Below are 16,084 nucleotides of genomic sequence, written 5' to 3'. Positions count from 1 at the left end.
TCTCTTGATTACAGAGGGCTTACGCGGCGCAGACGCGAGACGGCCCAGAGCGTCAGAATGAGGGTCACGAGCGCGAGCCACAGCACGGGAAAGAGCGACAACGCGGGGGTCGGCGGCGGCGCAAATCTCGGCAGGGCGTCGAACGTCGCGGCGGCGACCGGCCTTCGCCCAAGCGCGGCGTCGGCCAAGGCAGCGGCCAAGGGCTCGATGTGCGCCCCCGCCGCGCGACGTTGCTCGGCGTAGAATCCGGCATCGGTCCGCGACACCCTGCTCAAGGCCTCCGCGCTCACGGCCGAGGGCGACAGCAGTTGGGTCCAACCCAGCAGTCGCCGCTGAGCGGAGGCCCGCGCCTCGTGACGCGCCACTGCGGGGGCCAGGGCGTCGGAGATCGCCCGGCGAACCTCGACGCCTTTAATCACCGTCGCTCGACGGCCCTGCAGGGTGGCGGAAGACAACTCGGGATGATCGTCGTCGTATTCGCGGCTCGCCCGCACTTCGGTCGAACGCGCGGCCGCGATCTGCTCAAAGCGCGACGGCAAGGGGTTGAGCAGGTCCGCGACGGCCGTGCTTGCGATCGGAACAACAAAGACGAGCACCGTCCAGAGCCCGATCAGCACAAGGGCCGCCGTCTCGGCCGCGCGCGCAAACGCGTTGACCAGCAGGATGACGGCCCACCAGAACAGCAGGCCAAGAAGAGCGATGCCCAACCAGACGGCTACCGGCATGGCTCGCTCGGCCATGTGCGGCCCGGCTAGCCATAGAACCCCTGCCGCAAACAGGATCGGCGCGAACACGATCGTCAAGCGATTAAGGCTGCGGATGGCCAGCAGCCCCAACGGCGAGCCGGCCTGAGCCAGCCAGAGACGGGCCAGACCGCTTTCGCGGTCGCTCGTGAACACGCCGTAGCCCAGCCCGATCAGCAGAAGCGGCGCGAGCACGGTGGCGACAAAGGCGAGATCGATCTCGCCGCGAAACGCGGCCTCCGCATTGCCCACCTGATAGCGGGTGAACAGCGCGTCCGGGCGGCTTGTCAGACGAACGTTCGCCCCTGTCGGCTCCAGCCTCGATCGTCCGGCGCTGAAATCCGGCAGAACCGGCCGGGCGAGATGAAGGGGAACGACCAGACGTGTCGGCAGGAGCACCGCCTCCGCGGCCGGACCGGCTTCGGCCTTCGCCCACGCGGCCCGCGCTTCAAGCCTCGCGACCCCCGCCTCCTCGACACCCAAGGCCCTGTCGCTCGCCAGGCCCAGCAGCCGGCCGTGACCCGCAAGCGCCGCGAAGGCGCAGACCAGCAGTCCCACCACAAGGATCGCCGTGGCTATCCGGTCCCGGCTGAGGGCGACTGCATCAAGTTGCAGCAGGCGCCTCACGACTTCACCTCGACGCTCAGCGTGCGTGCGCTCCAGCCGGCCAGGAGCATCGCTCCGATCAGCCAGGCGAACAGGATCACGGCGTCAAGCCAGACAGCGGACAAGGCATGGGCCACCGGCAGGGGCCGGACCTCGAAGCTGTCCAGGGATCGCCAAAGACGCTCATCCGCCTTGTAGGCGGGATTGCCGGCTCCGTTGATCATCAGGTCACGGTTCAGCGCATTGACGACCCGCCGCCGCTCCGCCTCCGCCTGTTGGGTGAACGCCCGCTGGTGAAGGTTGTCGGTTCCCGCCGCTGCAGTCGACAGGTTCTGCACGGCGATGATGGGCGAGATCAGCGCAAAGACGCGCATCACGGCGCGCTGGCGATCCTCGATCTGATGCAACACCGCCCACCGACGCTCGAACACACTGTTTCCAAACCGTTCGCTGGCGTCCAGGCTCGCGCCGCGGAAGCTGATCGGCAGAGCCTCGACGGTCTCCACGCCGTACTGCTCCAGCAGGCCGGTTCTAAGGGCGGCCGTCCGCGCCTCGGCGGACCCGCTGCCATCGAAGCCATTGCGAATCTCGTCCTGCACGCCGGCCCAGAAGCGTTCGCCCGAGGGCATGGGGGCGACGGCCTCTGCCGCGGTGGCGGCGACGCGCGGGATTAGTGGAACCGCCATGACCCAGACGCCGATCGCCAGCGCCAGGGCCGCCGCCGCGCTTTTCGCGCGAACGGACAGGGCGACGCCCCCCATGACGGTGATCACGAGCAGGACGGCATGGACCCCGCACCAGAGCATTGTCCGCAACGCGATGTCGGCGCTTAAAGCCATGGGCGCCCAGATTACCGCCCCCGCCGCCGCCAGCAGCAGCGGCGCCGCCACCAACGCCCCCGCCCCCAAGGCCGCGGTCACCTTGCCCTGGACGATGGCGCGCGGCGACGAGGCGGTGGCCAGCAGCAGGCGCAGCGTTCCGCGCTCGCGTTCGCGCGCCACGAGACCCGCCGTCAGGACCATCAGCAGCAGGGTGGCCAAGACCTGGATCACCCAGGCGGCGCTGAACTCGCCGAGGTCCAGCGCGACGGTCTGATCCTCGACCGCCCGCAAGGCGGCCGGGTTGCGGGCGTGCGCCTCCATCCAGACCGCCGATCCGGCATGCGGCCGCGTTCCTGGATCGAGCAGGTTCGCGGCGGTCAGCGGGCGGAACGTCCATTGCGAGAAGTGCGCGGCCGAGTGCGGATCACGCGGCCCCTGGCTCAGCCAGCTGTCGCTCTCCATGGCGATGGCGGCGGCTCGGTCGCGTTCGTACGCCCGAACCTGGACATAGGTGGTCAGCACCGCCGACAGGGCCAGAACAAGCGTCAGCGATGCGGCCAGCACCAGCCGCTTGTCCCGCCAGAGTTCGATGGCGTCCTTGCGCGTGACGACGCCGGCGACCGAAGGCCTCATGCGGCGCGCTCCGCCATATGGGTGAGATAGAGCTGCTCCAGTTCGGCGGCGGACAGGTCGCTGGTCGCGCGTCGATCGACCATGCGACCGTGCGCCATGATCCCGATCCAGTCGGCGACCTCCTTGGCCCGGAAGATGTCATGCGTGGAGATGAGAAGGCCCACGCCCTCCTTCGCGACGCGCTGAAGCACCCGCACGAGATCGTTGGCCGCCTTGGGATCGAGCCCGGATAGCGGTTCGTCCAGAAGGATCGCACGCGCGTTGCGCGCCACCGCGATCGCCAGCCCCAGTTTCTGACGCATGCCTTTGGAATAGGCGCCGGCTGAGCGGTCGAGCGCCGCGCGCGGGAAGTCGAGGGCGTCCAGCAGCGCGTCTCGGGCCGTCGTCGTCAGCTCCGGCGCGCCGGAAAGACGGTGAAAGAAGGTCAGGTTCTCCGCCCCGGTCAGCGAAGGATAGAGGCTGACGATCTCCGCCACATAACCCAGCGCGGCGCGGGCCGCCGCGCGGTCGTCTCCGACCGCTCGACCCAGCACAAGGGCCTGGCCTGCGCTCGGCTCAAGGAAGCCGAGGAAGAGGTTGATCGTGGTGGTCTTGCCCGCGCCGTTCGCACCGAGCAGGCAAACCACTTCGCCGGCGTGGACCTTCAGATCGAGCTCGTGGAGAGCCGATGTCGGACCAAACCTCTTGGTAAGGCCACGGGCCTCCAGAACGACGGCGGGTGCGCGGATGTCGGACATGGCTCATCAGGGTCAACAGCGAAGGTGACACTTGATAACGCCCTTGTTTGTTATTGTATACCGTTTCATTGTCGCGGCGCACCGGGCGGCTTAACCTTCCGGGAGGGCAGCGGGAGCGGATCACGGAAGACGGCCCCTCACCCGCTGAAGGGCCCGCCGCGAATTGTCGAAGGTCCGGAACGCGCTTGATGCAGTGGTCGCGTGTTCACCGTTGGTCGCGTGTTGGTCGTTTCGATCCCGAGCGGTGTTTGGGTGCGGGAGCAGGATTTGAGCAGAACCTCACACCAGTTTTGAGCTTCACTGTGTGACTTGAAGGGTCCGCTACGCGCTGCAAAGGCAAGTGCACGCTTAAGCTTCAAGACCATCGATGGCGACCGTAGTCCCGATCGTCGTCGCCGCCGAACAGTCGGCTATCCTCAAACTGCGCTTCTAGTGCTGTCGGTGACAGTCTAGCCATCCGGGCCGCTAGTGTCGCATCGGCCCATGCCAGGAAGGTCGCCACCCGCGGCTCAGTCGGCTCGGCTTGCTTCCCGCGGAGCGCCCCGATCAATCGCCGCAGCCTATCGACGCTTTCCATGTCCACGAGAATAGCATCGAGCGCCTTGGCGCGCCGTTCCCCGATATACGCCAGACGCGCCGTCTGTTCCCGGCTGTCCTGCTCGGTTTGCCAAGCCCGCTGCCGCGCATCCTGCTCAAGCCGCACCTGCGTTTTGGCGGCAGCCAGAACAGCCAGACCGACGGCTATGTCGCTCACCATCGCTTCCAGGGTCTGCGTTTTGCCGTCCCGAAAGACGCGGCGGATGGGCCAGTTCACGCTTCAACCGCTCCTGATCCGCTCCAAGCTTCTCGAGATCGTCGTTCAGGATCTCTCGAGCGAAGGGACCCGGCTTCAGGCGGTACTGCTCGCGGATGGACTCGATCTCCTCGTTGACCGCCGCCAACCGGTGCTGGGCAAGTGTCCGGCGCTCGTTGGCCGCGTCGGTGGCGGGACGCGGGCGCGTGAGTGCCCTGGCTTCCGCTGACGTCGACGTCCTCGACCACGCCGACGAGGCTCCAGCCGATCGCGGACACGATGGCCTTGCTCGCGCCGCACTGGGCGCCGGCTGAGATCTCGCGCTGGGGCCCCGCGGCGCTGCGGTCACAGATGGCGTAGGACTTCTTGATCATCTGGTTTCCTTCAAGAGGGCTACTGGCGCGGTCGCGGGCTGATCGAGGTGATGTGGAAGCGGTCGGGATCGCCTTCGTCAGGCTTGATCGTCACCTCGAACTCGTCGGCGGACGGATCCTACAGGCGCTGAAGGGCGTTGGCGGGAGCGCTGGTCGAGCGCTCCCGCTCGTGCGGCGGGTCATCGGTCTTCTCGGTCATGTGGACTCCTTGGTTGAAGGTCTGGCGATGTGGATCTGGGCAGGATGCTAGTTGGGCTGGCAGCAGACGCCGAAGGTCGTCACGTGCAGGTGACAGCCGGTCTGGTCGCAGACGATGTTGAGGAGGGTGTCGTCGCCACAGACCTCGGCCAAGCGCGCGTGCAAGGCGACCACCTCGGCGAGGTCGTGGCGCTGGCTGAAGTCGCTGATGATGGCGCCGACCAGGGGCGTCAGCGGGTTCTCGGATTCCTGGGGCGGATCGTGGTCGTTCATGGCAGGCCTTTCAGGACATGGGGGCTCATTCGGACGCATGGGTCCGTTGAAGCGAATGGGCTTGGGGGAGCGGGATCGCTGGAGATCAGCCGTCGGCGATCAGGCGACGGACCAGGCTGCGGATCAGAGGGTGAAGAGCGGGGTGGAGGCCTTCGGCGCCGTCACGCAGATTCTCCAGGGACTGGACAGCCGTTCCGCGCCAACGGCTGCGGCGTCCCGGAGGATAGGCGAGACAGATCGCCTGGCTATTCGTCGAGGTCGACAACGCAGTCGATCCGGTTGGTCGGGATCAGGATAGCACGCTCCATGACCTGATCGGGATCGTCGACCTCGAAGACGCCCATCAGGAAGCGGTCCCGGATCATGCCGCGCGCGATGTCTTCGAAATCATCGGCGAACACCTTCAGGCTGATGCGACGGCCGCCGGCGATGTGGACTTCGGCGCGGCGCGGCGGATCGCCTACGGTGCTGGCCGAGGGCGGAAAGTAGCGCATGGGCGGTCTTCCTTGATCAAATCGTGATCAATGGTACGCGGCACCACACTCTGGAGTCGATGCCTTGATCAAATCTCTCCTAACGGTACTCCGGCGAGCGCGTACCACGCCTGATAACCTTCGTTGGACGATCAACGGCGCTCTTCAGCGCCAGCAGGAGGTCTGCTCCAATCGTAAAGGTCCCCACGTTGGTGGCCGTCGGTGCATCCAGAAACCTGTCAGTCGGAGCGACGTAGAACTCGTGGAAGGCGTCATCTTCCACCGTGCGCGTCCAGGGCCTCCCCATATGGATCTCGGCGCCGAATCCTGCGTGGTAGAAGATGACCTGCACCGGGCGCACGATGCTCGGCGTCAAGGGCGCCATCGCCCTCTTCGCCTGCAAGGCCAATCGCTCCATGTCGAAGCCGCTGTGCCCATCGGCATCGGATCGGTCGCTGCGTCTGATATAGTCCGCCTCCCAGCGCGCGACCTCGTCGGCGTGCCGGATCATCGTCTCAAGGGCGACGCCGAACGTCATCTCGGGCTTCATGAACCCTAACTCGTCCGACAGGTCCTCGCGCTTCATCTCGTCGATGGCGTCCCAAGGACTGTGGACGAGAGAACGGAGATTGGAGACAGCCTGCTCCGCGCTTGCCGGGCTGGCGGCGCCTCCCACAGCCATCAGGAGCGTGGCGGCATCGGCATAGGTCATGTCCGCCGCGCCGGTGCCCGTCTTCTCCGACAGAATTAGCTTCGCCGTCCGAACCGTCTTGCCGAAATGCCAGATAAGGCTTCTGGGGCGATAGTCATGCTGGGCGATCGCTTCGACCAAGGCTGGCAGACGAGCCATAGGGATATCCTCTTCGTTCCGTAGCCCAGATACCTGCTACCGCTTCGTTCGGAAAGATTGTATCAACGCTGCATACGCATTGCGGCCTACACCCGGCGGTCCTCGGACCTGCAGAACGAAAGCTCGACGGTCGACCAATTGGCCGCGATCAAGCGCAAGTTCGTGGGTAGGACGGATGTCCCGATCATCCACTTCACCGACGAGGGCATCTCCGGCTCGGCCATCGCTAATCGCCCCGGCATCCGCGCCATGATGGCGGCGGCCGCGCGCGGGGAGATCGACCTCGTGGTGACCGAGGCCCTGGACCGCCTGTCGCGCGACCAGGAGGGCAGCGCCCATCTGTTCAAGCGGCTGACCTACTACGGCGTCGGCCTGGAGACGCTTTCGGAAGGTAAGATCTCGGAGTTGCACGTCGGGCTCTCCGGCACGATGAACCAGCTGTTCCTAGTCGAGCTCGGCCGCAAGACGCGGCGCGGCCTGATCGGCCGGGTGAAGGCCGGCTTCTCCGGCGGCGGCCTCTGCTACGGCTACCGGATCGCCGACAAGGGCGTGCTGGAGATCGACGGCCACCAAGCCGGCATCATCCGCAGAATCTAAAAGGCCTATTCCGAGGGCGTCTCCCCCCGCGCCATCGCACACCAGTTGAACGCCGAAGGCGAGCCCGGTCCGCGCGGCGGCGAATGGATGCCGTCGACCATCAACGGCGACCGCCGGACCCAAGACGGCATTCTCCATCAGGAACTCTATATCGGCGTGCGCGTGTTCAACCGCCGCCGCTATCGCAAGCACTCTGACACGGGCCGCCGCTCCTCGGTCCTGAACCCTCCCGAGGACTGGCTGCGCGAACCCGTGCCGGATCTGCGCATCATCGACGACGAGACTTGGCAGGCGGTGCAGGCGCGCAAGGCGGCCCCGGCCGACAAGCCGGCGGCCTATGCTCGCAAGCCCAAACGCCTGCTGTCCGGCCTGATGAAGTGCGCCCTGTGTGGATCGGGCATGACGTTGAACGGCGGCAAGTACGCCTGCAGCGCTGCGCGCGAGCGCGGGACGTGCAGGAACAACAAGATCATCGCCGCCCGCACGGTCGAGGACCGGGTGCTCGCCGGCGTGCGCCGACACCTGCTGTCGCCCGAAGCGATCGCCAGCGCCGTCCGGATATTCCATGAGGAGCAGTCCGCCCGCCACCTGGAGGCGCTCGCCGCGCGAGCCCCGGCCGAGCGCGAACTGTCCGAGATCGGCCGCAAGCTGGAGCGGGCGCAGATGATGTTCATGGAGGAGATGATCACCATGGACGAGCTGAAGGCCCGCACGGCGCCGTTGACGTCGCGCCGGACGGAGCTCGAGGCGCTGATCGCCACCTCCCCTTCCCCGGTCTTCGTGCAGCTTCACCCGGGCGCAGCCGAAGGCCATCGGCGTATGGCGGAGCACCTGCACCTGGCGATCGAGGGGGACGCCGGTGAGGACCTGCGGCGCGACTTGCGCAAGCTGATCGAGGTCGTGGAGTTCGTGCCGCTGGAAGCGGCCGGGCAGGTTCGAGCTGAACGTGCGCGGCCAACTGGTCGGTCTGCTGCGCCAGGATCCGAAGGCCCGGAACGGCAAAAACCCCGCCGTTTCGGGCGGGGTTTCTGAAGTGTCTCACGGGTGTGAGGTATTAGTGGGTGCGGGAGCAGGATTTGAACCTGCGACCTTCAGGTTATGAGCCTGACGAGCTACCGGGCTGCTCCATCCCGCGGCAAACGGTAGGCGTGAGGGAAGAACGGTTCGAGGGGCCTCGCCTCAAGTCGGCCGAAGGCCACAGGGCAAGTATCGTGCGCAATCGTTCTGTCCGCCGGGTAGACCCGGCGGCGACCTACTCTCCCGCGCCTTGAGACGAAGTACCATTGGCTCTGGAGGGCTTAACGACCGAGTTCGGAATGGGATCGGGTGGGGAACCTCCGACATAGCCACCGGGTCAACCAGGCGGACAGAAGGATTGCGAAGAAGACATTGTCTGAGATGATCTTGGTCTGTGATCATCATCGAATGAGTTTTGCTGAGAAACGATCAAACCGATCGGATTATTAGTACCAGTAAGCTTCACGCGTCGCCGCGCTTCCACACCTGGCCTATCAACGTGGTAGTCTTCCACGATCCTCAGCGAAGCCTTGTTTTGAGGTTAGTTTCCCGCTTAGATGCTTTCAGCGGTTATCTATTCCATACTTAGCTACCCTGCTGCACAGCTGGCGCCATGACAGGTCCACCAGAGGTATGTCCATCCCGGTCCTCTCGTACTAGGGACAGATCCTCTCAAGCTTCGAACACCCACGGCAGATAGGGACCAAACTGTCTCACGACGTTCTGAACCCAGCTCACGTACCACTTTAAATGGCGAACAGCCATACCCTTGGGACCTGCTCCAGCCCCAGGATGTGATGAGCCGACATCGAGGTGCCAAACTTTGCCGTCGATATGGACTCTTGGGCAAAATCAGCCTGTTATCCCTAGAGTACCTTTTATCCGTTGAGCGATGGCCCTTCCACGCGGGACCACCGGATCACTATGGCCGACTTTCGTCTCTGCTCGACTTGTCAGTCTCGCAGTCAGGCGAGCTTATGCCATTGCACTCGACGAGCGATTTCCGACCGCTCTGAGCTCACCATCGCGCGCCTCCGTTACACTTTGGGAGGCGACCGCCCCAGTCAAACTACCCACCACGCCATGTCCCGGGACCGGATAACGGCCCTCGGTTAGACGTCAACGACAGTAAGGGTGGTATTTCAAGGATGACTCCACCAGAGCTGGCGCCCCGGTTTCATAGTCTCCCACCTATCCTACACATACGGTCGCTAACGCCAAGGCGAAGCTATAGTAAAGGTTCATAGGGTCTTTCCGTCTGACCGCGGGAACCCCGCATCTTCACGGGGAATTCAATTTCACTGAGCCTATGCTGGAGACAGTGGGGAAGTCGTTACGCCATTCGTGCAGGTCGGAACTTACCCGACAAGGAATTTCGCTACCTTAGGACCGTTATAGTTACGGCCGCCGTTTACCTGGGCTTCAGTTCGACGCTTTCACATCTCCCTTTAACCTTCAGGCACCGGGCAGGCGTCAGACCCTATACGTCGCATTGCTGCTTCGCAGAGCCCTGTGTTTTTGCTAAACAGTCGCTACCCCCTGGCTTGTGCCACTCAGTCCTGCTTGCGCAGGGTGAGTCACGCTTATTCCGAAGTTACGCGTGCAATTTGCCGAGTTCCTTCAGCATAGTTCTCTCAAACGCCTTGGTATGCTCTACCTGACCACCTGTGTCGGTTTCGGGTACGGTCTCTGCTGGAGTTATTTCCTGGGACAACGCCCCCGCACACACAATCCAATAAGTGGGTACGAGTTAAGCCATCCGTCACTTCCAGCTGGTGCAGGAATATTTACCTGCTTCCCATCGACTACGCTTTTCAGCCTCGCCTTAGGGGCCGACTAACCCTGCGCAGATTAGCTTTACGCAGGAACCCTTGGTCTTTCGGCGAGAGTGTCTCTCACACTCTTATCGTTACTCATGTCAGCATTCTCACTTCCGATACCTCCAGCCAGGCTCACGCCTGACCTTCACCGGCTTACGGAACGCTCCGCTACCGCTTGCAGTAAACTGCAAACCCATATCTTCGGCGCACGGCTTGAGCCCCGTTACATTTTCCGCGCAGGATCGCTTGATCAGTGAGCTGTTACGCTTTCTTTAAAGGATGGCTGCTTCTAAGCCAACCTCCTGATTGTCAAAGCAATCCCACATCGTTTCCCACTTAGCCGTGACTTGGGGGCCTTAGATGATGGTTAGGGTTGTTTCCCTTTTCACGACGGACGTTAGCACCCGCCGTGTGTCTGCCCGATAGTTCTCTTGGGTATTCGGAGTTTGGTTAGTATTGGTACCGCTCGCGCAGCCCGCAACCATCCAGTGCTCTACCCCCCAAGGAATTCGTCGGACGCTCTACCTAAATAGATTTCGCGGAGAACCAGCTATGTCCAGGTTTGATTGGCCTTTCACCCCTATCCACAAGTCATCCCAGAATTTTTCAACATTCACGGGTTCGGTCCTCCAGTTGGTGTTACCCAACCTTCAACCTGCTCATGGATAGATCACCTGGTTTCGGGTCGTCATACGTCGAACTTAGCGCCCTATTCAGACTCGCTTTCGCTGCGCCTACACCTAACGGCTTAAGCTTGCTCGACACATGAAGTCGCTGACCCATTATACAAAAGGTACGCCGTCACCGCGCTTGGCGGCTCCGACTGCTTGTAGGCTTCCGATTTCAGGATCTGTTTCACTCCCCTTGTCGGGGTGCTTTTCACCTTTCCCTCACGGTACTTGTTCACTATCGGTCGTAGAGGAGTACTTAGGCTTGGAGGGTGGTCCCCCCATGTTCAGACAGGATTTCACGTGTCCCGCCCTACTCGAGTCTTCTGCTGTTTGACGGCTACGGGGCTGTCACCCGCTATGGCCGACCTTTCCAGGTCGTTCGCCTTTATGTCACAGAAGCACTGGCCTGGTCCCGGTTCGCTCGCCACTACTACGGGAGTCTCGGTTGATGTCCTTTCCTCCGGGTACTGAGATGTTTCAGTTCCCCGGGTTCGCTTAATGAAGCCTATGTATTCAGCTCATTATACCTTTCAACGATCCGCCAATCGCCGCCCCGACCAACCTACAAGAGATTGGGCCGGAACAGAGTTGGAAGACCGTAAAGGTGGGTTTCCCCATTCGGAAATAACCGGATCAAAGGGTGCTAGCGCCTCCCCGGTTCTTATCGCAGCTTGCCACGTCCTTCATCGCCTCTCTACGCCAAGGCATCCGTCAGAAGCCCTTCAACGTTTGATCGTTTCTCAGCAAAACTCATGCGTGGTTTATTCCACCCGACTGGAAAGAATGCCGGGCGACCACGCCTGATTTTGTCAGACAATGTCTTCTTCTCGAACAGTGACCTGAAAGCCTATGAGGGGCCGGTCGCGTTCTTCCTTCACGATTTCAATGCCAGTCGGCGAGCGCCGACGGGCAATTCTTGATGCGATCTGCGAGCTTGGACGCCGTGCGCCACCGCTTCCAAAGCAAGGGCCTCGGGTCTATTCCCTGGCCGCGGGCGCGGCCTGGTGGAGCCAGACGGAGTCGAACCGACGACATCCTGCTTGCAAAGCAGGCGCTCTACCAACTGAGCTATGGCCCCTTCTCAGGGTGTAGCCAGGAGAACTGTCATCGACCCAAGCTGCGCTCAAGCAGCGCAGGCCCGCGGCGTGCGCCTTAGCGCCACCAACATGCTGCTGGTAGGCCCGGGCAGACTCGAACTGCCGACCTTACGCTTATCAGGCGTACGCTCTAACCACCTGAGCTACGGGCCTAGGGCAGCGCGACAGCCGGGACATCCAGGCTCGCGATCGCGTCATCTTCGATCACAACCCGTATGGCTGCGTCGATGATGACGAAAGTGGAAAGAGAAACGGAGACGGCGGCGTTCCGCATGATGTGCTCGGCGCTGTGAAGCGCTTCGCTATGCGGAGCGTCAATAGAGCCTCGTGAGAGGCGCTGGAGACGCATCCTTAGAAAGGAGGTGATCCAGCCGCAGGTTCCCCTACGGCTACCTTGTTACGACTTCACCCCAGTCGCTGACCCTACCGTGGTCGCCTGCCTCCTTGCGGTCAGCGCAGCGCCTTCGGGTAGAACCAACTCCCATGGTGTGACGGGCGGTGTGTACAAGGCCCGGGAACGTATTCACCGCGGCATGCTGATCCGCGATTACTAGCGATTCCAACTTCATGCCCTCGAGTTGCAGAGGACAATCCGAACTGAGACGACTTTTAAGGATTAACCCTCTGTAGTCGCCATTGTAGCACGTGTGTAGCCCACCCTGTAAGGGCCATGAGGACTTGACGTCATCCCCACCTTCCTCCGGCTTAGCACCGGCAGTCCCATTAGAGTTCCCAACTGAATGATGGCAACTAATGGCGAGGGTTGCGCTCGTTGCGGGACTTAACCCAACATCTCACGACACGAGCTGACGACAGCCATGCAGCACCTGTGTCCCAGTCCCCGAAGGGAAAGCCAGATCTCTCTGGCGGTCCGGGCATGTCAAAAGGTGGTAAGGTTCTGCGCGTTGCTTCGAATTAAACCACATGCTCCACCGCTTGTGCGGGCCCCCGTCAATTCCTTTGAGTTTTAATCTTGCGACCGTACTCCCCAGGCGGATTGCTTAATGCGTTAGCTGCGTCACCGAAATGCATGCATCCCGACAACTAGCAATCATCGTTTACGGCGTGGACTACCAGGGTATCTAATCCTGTTTGCTCCCCACGCTTTCGAGCCTCAGCGTCAGTAATGAGCCAGTGTGTCGCCTTCGCCACTGGTGTTCTTCCGAATATCTACGAATTTCACCTCTACACTCGGAGTTCCACACACCTCTCTCATACTCAAGACACCCAGTATCAAAGGCAATTCCGAGGTTGAGCCCCGGGATTTCACCCCTGACTTAAATGTCCGCCTACGCTCCCTTTACGCCCAGTAATTCCGAGCAACGCTAGCCCCCTTCGTATTACCGCGGCTGCTGGCACGAAGTTAGCCGGGGCTTCTTCTCCGGGTACCGTCATTATCGTCCCCGGTGAAAGAATTTTACAATCCTAAGACCTTCATCATTCACGCGGCATGGCTGCGTCAGGCTTTCGCCCATTGCGCAAGATTCCCCACTGCTGCCTCCCGTAGGAGTTTGGGCCGTGTCTCAGTCCCAATGTGGCTGATCATCCTCTCAGACCAGCTACTGATCGTCGCCTTGGTGAGCCATTACCTCAACCAACTAGCTAATCAGACGCGGGCCGCTCTAAAGGCGATAAATCTTTCCCCCGAAGGGCACATTCGGTATTAGCACAAGTTTCCCTGAGTTATTCCGAACCTAAAGGCACGTTCCCACGTGTTACTCACCCGTCCGCCACTAACCCCGAAAGGTTCGTTCGACTTGCATGTGTTAGGCCTGCCGCCAGCGTTCGCTCTGAGCCAGGATCAAACTCTCAGGTTGAGTTGACTTCTGACCTAAGCTTAAGACCACCGAAATGGCCTTGGCATTAGTTCTACGTATTCTTGACGAGTTCCCACGTCATCGATCCAAAAGGACCGACGCATGGTATCTTCAAAAAGACCGCAGATGTCAGTGTCGATTGACGTTCATTCGAACGTCGCTAGAACACCGCCGCCTGCGTTTCTCTTTCCAGATCAACGATTTCAAAGACCCAGGAACCGGAAACCCGATCCCGCCGTTTATCGCCCGGCTGCGGCGGAGGCGGCGATTTAGTCGCCTCGGTGATCCGTGTCAAGCGGTTCTTTTTGCGAAGACCCTCTTTTCACTTCCCGCCCCGGCCGCCCTCGAAAGAACCACCCGGAACCGGCGGAGGCGGCGATCTACCGACCCTCCATCTCCCCGTCAAGCTGTTCTTTTTACAAAAGAACCTCTCGCCGAAGACCCGACCCGAAGACCGGAAGAGGCGGCGATCTAGCGACCCCCGAACCCCTCGTCAACCGGCTTTTTCAAACCGCCACGAACCCCAGGAACAACGCCCCCAAAGCCCGCAGAAAACCGCCCCGAAACCCAGCCAAAAGACCAAGCCCCAGACAAAACAACAACAGCGATTCCGTCGAAGCGCGGAACCTAGCTGGCGACTATCAAAAGATCAAGAGCGAACCGCTCGAAACCCTCGATGTCGCCGCCCGGTCCCGAGCGAGGCGGCTCTATACGGAGCCGCTTGGACCGCCACAACCTCTTTCTCGCAGAACAGTGACGTTTCTTTGGCGGCTGCGTGAAGGCGCTCAGCCCCTCTTCGCTAATCGCGCCAGAGGTCCGACCGCCAGGATGCCGGCAACAAAGCCCACGGCATGCGCCTCCCAGGCAATGCCGGCGCCCGCCGCGCCGGGTACATAGCCGATCAGGCCGACCACGGCGTTCACCGCCATCCACGCGATCGCCGCCTTGATCACACGGCCGTCGCTCAGCGCCAGCACCTGGCCGTGCCCGCCCATCAGCCGTGTGGCCGCCCCGATCAGGCCGAAGACCGCCCCGGACGCGCCGACCATGGGCTGGATCCCGCCCCAATGGATCAGCCCATACCCAAGCGCCGCCAGGACGCCGCATCCCACATAGAACAGCAGAAACAGCGTCGGGCCCCAACGCACGTCCAGCAGACGCGCGACCGGCGCGCCAAACGCCAGGGCCGCCACCGCATTCATGATGACGTGGGTCCAGCCGCCGTGCAGCAGCATGGAGGTCAGAAGCCCCCCATAGCGCCCCTGCTGCAGGTCGATCGGTGCGAACGCCATGGCGAGGCCGCCGTCCGGCAAGCCCAGTTGCACCATGAACAGCAGCGGCATGGACACTGCGATCAGCAGCGCCATGGGCGGGGCGTTGAACACGCGCTCGCGCGGCCGGTCTGGGTGATCGTTGGCGGACATGGGGTGCAGATGCGCGCGAACCGCCGTGATCTCAAGCGGTTCTTAATAACCCTAATGCAGGGTGGCGGCTGGATCGTGCGCGACGGTCTGGTTTTCGCGCGAGCAGGAAAGCTGTCGACATGACCATGCGCCGGGCCGCCTTGCCCCTTGCCACAGCCCTTCTGCTGTCCGCCTGCGCAAGCCCCGTGGCGGGTCCGTCCGGCCGCTACGCCACGCCTATCGGCAATGCGCCGGTGACATCCAATCCCACGCCCTACTCCACCGCCCTGTTCTGCCTGGCGGACTATGCCCGGCGCTATGACCTGCCGTCTCCGCGCATGGCGGTCGGTCGGATCAGCGACTACACCGGCACGGTGTCCTCGGACGGCGGGCGTCAGATCACCGGCGGCGCCTCCTTGATGGCGACCTCGGCCTTGGCCAAGGCCGGCGCCCGCATCGTCGAGCGGTACGACACCTCGGTGTCCGAGCTGGAGCTGCGCTACGCCAACACCAAGCTGATCGGCGACCTGGCGCCGGACGCCAAGAGCCCCGAAGACACCCAGTACCGCCGAATCCTGGCCGGTCAGGTGCCGGGCTCGGACTTCTACATCGTCGGCGGCATCACCGAGGTGAACTATAACATCCGCTCGGGCGGCTTCGACGTGGCCGGGGCCGAGGCCGACACCGAGACGCCGCTGTCGGGCGCGATCGGCTACCGCACCTTTGTGATGAACATCGCCATGGACCTGCGGCTGATCCAGACCACCACGCTGGAGGTGGTTGATGTGGTCTCCTATCAGAAGCAGATCATCGGTCGGGAAATCTCGGCCGGCGTGTTCGACTTCCTGAACGGCAACGTCTTCGACATCTCGGCCGGCTCCAGCGGGACGGAGCCGGTGCAACTGGCCGTGCGCGCCCTGGTCGAACGGGCCACCATCGAATTCATGGCCAACCTTTATGGCGCGCCGGGACCGGAGATCTGCCTGAACGCCGCCAATGATCCGTTGGGCGACAGCGCGGTCGGCCCGACCGGCGGCTTCTATCCGGCCTATCCGACCCAGGACACCAACAACGGCGCCACGCGCGCCGATCCGAACCGCTGGAACGATCGGCGCGACGGCGCGGTTCGCGCCAGCCGCTACTGAGGGCTGCGCCACAACG

14 protein-coding genes, 3 tRNA genes, 3 rRNA genes and 1 pseudogene are annotated in these 16,084 nt (G+C 62.7%); 5 read left to right on the top strand and 16 right to left on the bottom strand.

Features of this window, described 5'->3' with window-relative positions; translation table 11 throughout:
- Window positions 1-8: 8 nt before the first annotated feature.
- From KY493_RS02405 to KY493_RS02390, 4 genes are all read right to left on the bottom strand, one after another.
- A complete protein-coding gene (locus KY493_RS02405) occupies window positions 9-1,370 on the bottom strand; it encodes an ABC transporter permease subunit (RefSeq protein ID WP_219897405.1) in 1,362 nt (453 codons plus the stop codon).
- Window positions 1,367-2,803 carry a DUF3526 domain-containing protein gene (locus KY493_RS02400; RefSeq protein WP_219897404.1) on the bottom strand — a complete coding sequence of 479 codons (1,437 nt, stop codon included), beginning with the start codon at window positions 2,801-2,803 and terminating at the stop codon, window positions 1,367-1,369. The genes KY493_RS02405 and KY493_RS02400 overlap by 4 nt, the downstream gene beginning before the upstream one ends.
- Complete coding sequence (locus KY493_RS02395; protein ID WP_219897403.1) at window positions 2,800-3,540, bottom strand: ABC transporter ATP-binding protein; 741 nt, start codon at window positions 3,538-3,540, stop codon at window positions 2,800-2,802. The genes KY493_RS02400 and KY493_RS02395 overlap by 4 nt, the downstream gene beginning before the upstream one ends.
- A 355-nt stretch (window positions 3,541-3,895) precedes the next feature.
- Window positions 3,896-4,354, bottom strand: coding sequence for a hypothetical protein (locus KY493_RS02390; RefSeq protein WP_219897402.1), 459 nt, complete (start codon window positions 4,352-4,354; stop codon window positions 3,896-3,898).
- Between KY493_RS02390 and KY493_RS02385 the strand changes: the two genes are divergently transcribed.
- Entirely contained in the window at window positions 4,341-4,562 is a 222-nt protein-coding gene (locus KY493_RS02385; RefSeq protein ID WP_219897401.1) for a hypothetical protein, read from the top strand. The two genes, KY493_RS02390 and KY493_RS02385, sit on opposite strands and share 14 nt — an antisense overlap.
- A gap of 391 nt (window positions 4,563-4,953) precedes the next feature.
- Here KY493_RS02385 and KY493_RS02380 read toward each other — a convergent pair whose 3' ends face one another.
- From KY493_RS02380 to KY493_RS02370, 3 genes are all read right to left on the bottom strand, one after another.
- The gene (locus tag KY493_RS02380; protein ID WP_219897400.1) at window positions 4,954-5,178 is read right to left on the bottom strand and encodes a hypothetical protein; all 225 of its coding nucleotides are present in this window, start codon (window positions 5,176-5,178) and stop codon (window positions 4,954-4,956) included.
- Between the two features lie 245 nt (window positions 5,179-5,423).
- Window positions 5,424-5,672, bottom strand: coding sequence for a hypothetical protein (locus tag KY493_RS02375; RefSeq protein ID WP_219897399.1), 249 nt, complete (start codon window positions 5,670-5,672; stop codon window positions 5,424-5,426).
- A gap of 79 nt (window positions 5,673-5,751) precedes the next feature.
- On the bottom strand, window positions 5,752-6,501 hold the full coding sequence (locus tag KY493_RS02370; protein ID WP_219897398.1) for a hypothetical protein: 750 nt from the start codon (window positions 6,499-6,501) through the stop codon (window positions 5,752-5,754).
- A 57-nt stretch (window positions 6,502-6,558) separates the two neighbouring features.
- Here KY493_RS02370 and KY493_RS02365 point away from each other — a divergent pair, with 57 nt between their 5' ends.
- The 3 genes and pseudogenes from KY493_RS02365 (at window position 6,559) to KY493_RS02360 (ending at window position 8,130) form a co-directional block, all read left to right on the top strand.
- Window positions 6,559-7,098: a recombinase family protein gene (locus tag KY493_RS02365; RefSeq protein WP_219897397.1), complete on the top strand. Its 540-nt coding sequence runs from the start codon at window positions 6,559-6,561 to the stop codon at window positions 7,096-7,098.
- Between the two features lie 15 nt (window positions 7,099-7,113).
- Window positions 7,114-7,395, top strand: a pseudogene (locus KY493_RS14390) (recombinase family protein); the annotation flags it as partial.
- Window positions 7,393-8,130 (top strand): zinc ribbon domain-containing protein, encoded by a 738-nt coding sequence (locus KY493_RS02360; RefSeq protein ID WP_255568105.1) that lies wholly within the window; start codon window positions 7,393-7,395, stop codon window positions 8,128-8,130. The pseudogene KY493_RS14390 and the gene KY493_RS02360, both read left to right, overlap by 3 nt.
- A 26-nt stretch (window positions 8,131-8,156) precedes the next feature.
- Here KY493_RS02360 and KY493_RS02355 read toward each other — a convergent pair.
- The 9 genes from KY493_RS02355 to KY493_RS02325 form a co-directional block, all read right to left on the bottom strand.
- Window positions 8,157-8,233: transfer RNA gene (locus KY493_RS02355), tRNA-Met, on the bottom strand.
- A 104-nt stretch (window positions 8,234-8,337) separates the two neighbouring features.
- Window positions 8,338-8,452 (bottom strand): 5S ribosomal RNA (gene rrf / locus KY493_RS02350).
- A gap of 88 nt (window positions 8,453-8,540) precedes the next feature.
- Window positions 8,541-11,341, bottom strand: a 23S ribosomal RNA gene (locus KY493_RS02345).
- A 267-nt stretch (window positions 11,342-11,608) separates the two neighbouring features.
- Window positions 11,609-11,684 (bottom strand) — tRNA-Ala (locus tag KY493_RS02340).
- Window positions 11,685-11,779: 95 nt separating this feature from the next.
- Window positions 11,780-11,856 (bottom strand) — tRNA-Ile (locus KY493_RS02335).
- Window positions 11,855-11,977, bottom strand: a complete 123-nt coding sequence (locus tag KY493_RS14385; protein WP_255567825.1) for a hypothetical protein — start codon at window positions 11,975-11,977, stop codon at window positions 11,855-11,857. The genes KY493_RS02335 and KY493_RS14385 overlap by 2 nt, the downstream gene beginning before the upstream one ends.
- An 81-nt stretch (window positions 11,978-12,058) precedes the next feature.
- A 16S ribosomal RNA gene (locus tag KY493_RS02330) occupies window positions 12,059-13,520 on the bottom strand.
- The 16S, 23S and 5S rRNA genes sit together here with 3 tRNA genes alongside, the layout of an rRNA operon.
- A 160-nt stretch (window positions 13,521-13,680) precedes the next feature.
- Entirely contained in the window at window positions 13,681-13,815 is a 135-nt protein-coding gene (locus KY493_RS14380; RefSeq protein WP_255567980.1) for a hypothetical protein, read from the bottom strand.
- Between the two features lie 490 nt (window positions 13,816-14,305).
- Window positions 14,306-14,944, bottom strand: a complete 639-nt coding sequence (locus tag KY493_RS02325) for a rhomboid family intramembrane serine protease (RefSeq protein WP_219897395.1) — start codon at window positions 14,942-14,944, stop codon at window positions 14,306-14,308.
- 119 nt (window positions 14,945-15,063) lie between these two features.
- Between KY493_RS02325 and hfaB the strand changes: the two genes are divergently transcribed.
- Window positions 15,064-16,068: a holdfast anchoring protein HfaB gene (hfaB, locus tag KY493_RS02320; protein ID WP_219897394.1), complete on the top strand. Its 1,005-nt coding sequence runs from the start codon at window positions 15,064-15,066 to the stop codon at window positions 16,066-16,068.
- The last annotated feature ends 16 nt before the right edge of the window (window positions 16,069-16,084 follow it).

Source organism: Brevundimonas sp. PAMC22021 (assembly GCF_019443405.1).
GTDB lineage: Bacteria > Pseudomonadota > Alphaproteobacteria > Caulobacterales > Caulobacteraceae > Brevundimonas.
Note: the sequence above shows the minus strand (reverse complement) of the source record. Positions and strands in the feature narration are given on the sequence as shown.

What these genes read in the sequence shown, in the direction of transcription:
- KY493_RS02375 (WP_219897399.1), bottom strand. Translation starts at nt 5,672, where the DNA reads ATGCGCTACTTTCCGCCCTCGGCCAGCACCGTAGGCGATCCGCCGCGC.
- KY493_RS02380 (WP_219897400.1), bottom strand. Translation starts at nt 5,178, where the DNA reads ATGAACGACCACGATCCGCCCCAGGAATCCGAGAACCCGCTGACGCCC.
- KY493_RS14385 (WP_255567825.1), bottom strand. Translation starts at nt 11,977, where the DNA reads ATGCGGAACGCCGCCGTCTCCGTTTCTCTTTCCACTTTCGTCATCATC.
- hfaB (WP_219897394.1), top strand. Translation starts at nt 15,064, where the DNA reads ATGACCATGCGCCGGGCCGCCTTGCCCCTTGCCACAGCCCTTCTGCTG.
- KY493_RS02395 (WP_219897403.1), bottom strand. Translation starts at nt 3,540, where the DNA reads ATGTCCGACATCCGCGCACCCGCCGTCGTTCTGGAGGCCCGTGGCCTT.
- KY493_RS02385 (WP_219897401.1), top strand. Translation starts at nt 4,341, where the DNA reads ATGGGCCAGTTCACGCTTCAACCGCTCCTGATCCGCTCCAAGCTTCTC.
- KY493_RS02370 (WP_219897398.1), bottom strand. Translation starts at nt 6,501, where the DNA reads ATGGCTCGTCTGCCAGCCTTGGTCGAAGCGATCGCCCAGCATGACTAT.
- KY493_RS02400 (WP_219897404.1), bottom strand. Translation starts at nt 2,803, where the DNA reads ATGAGGCCTTCGGTCGCCGGCGTCGTCACGCGCAAGGACGCCATCGAA.
- KY493_RS02325 (WP_219897395.1), bottom strand. Translation starts at nt 14,944, where the DNA reads ATGTCCGCCAACGATCACCCAGACCGGCCGCGCGAGCGCGTGTTCAAC.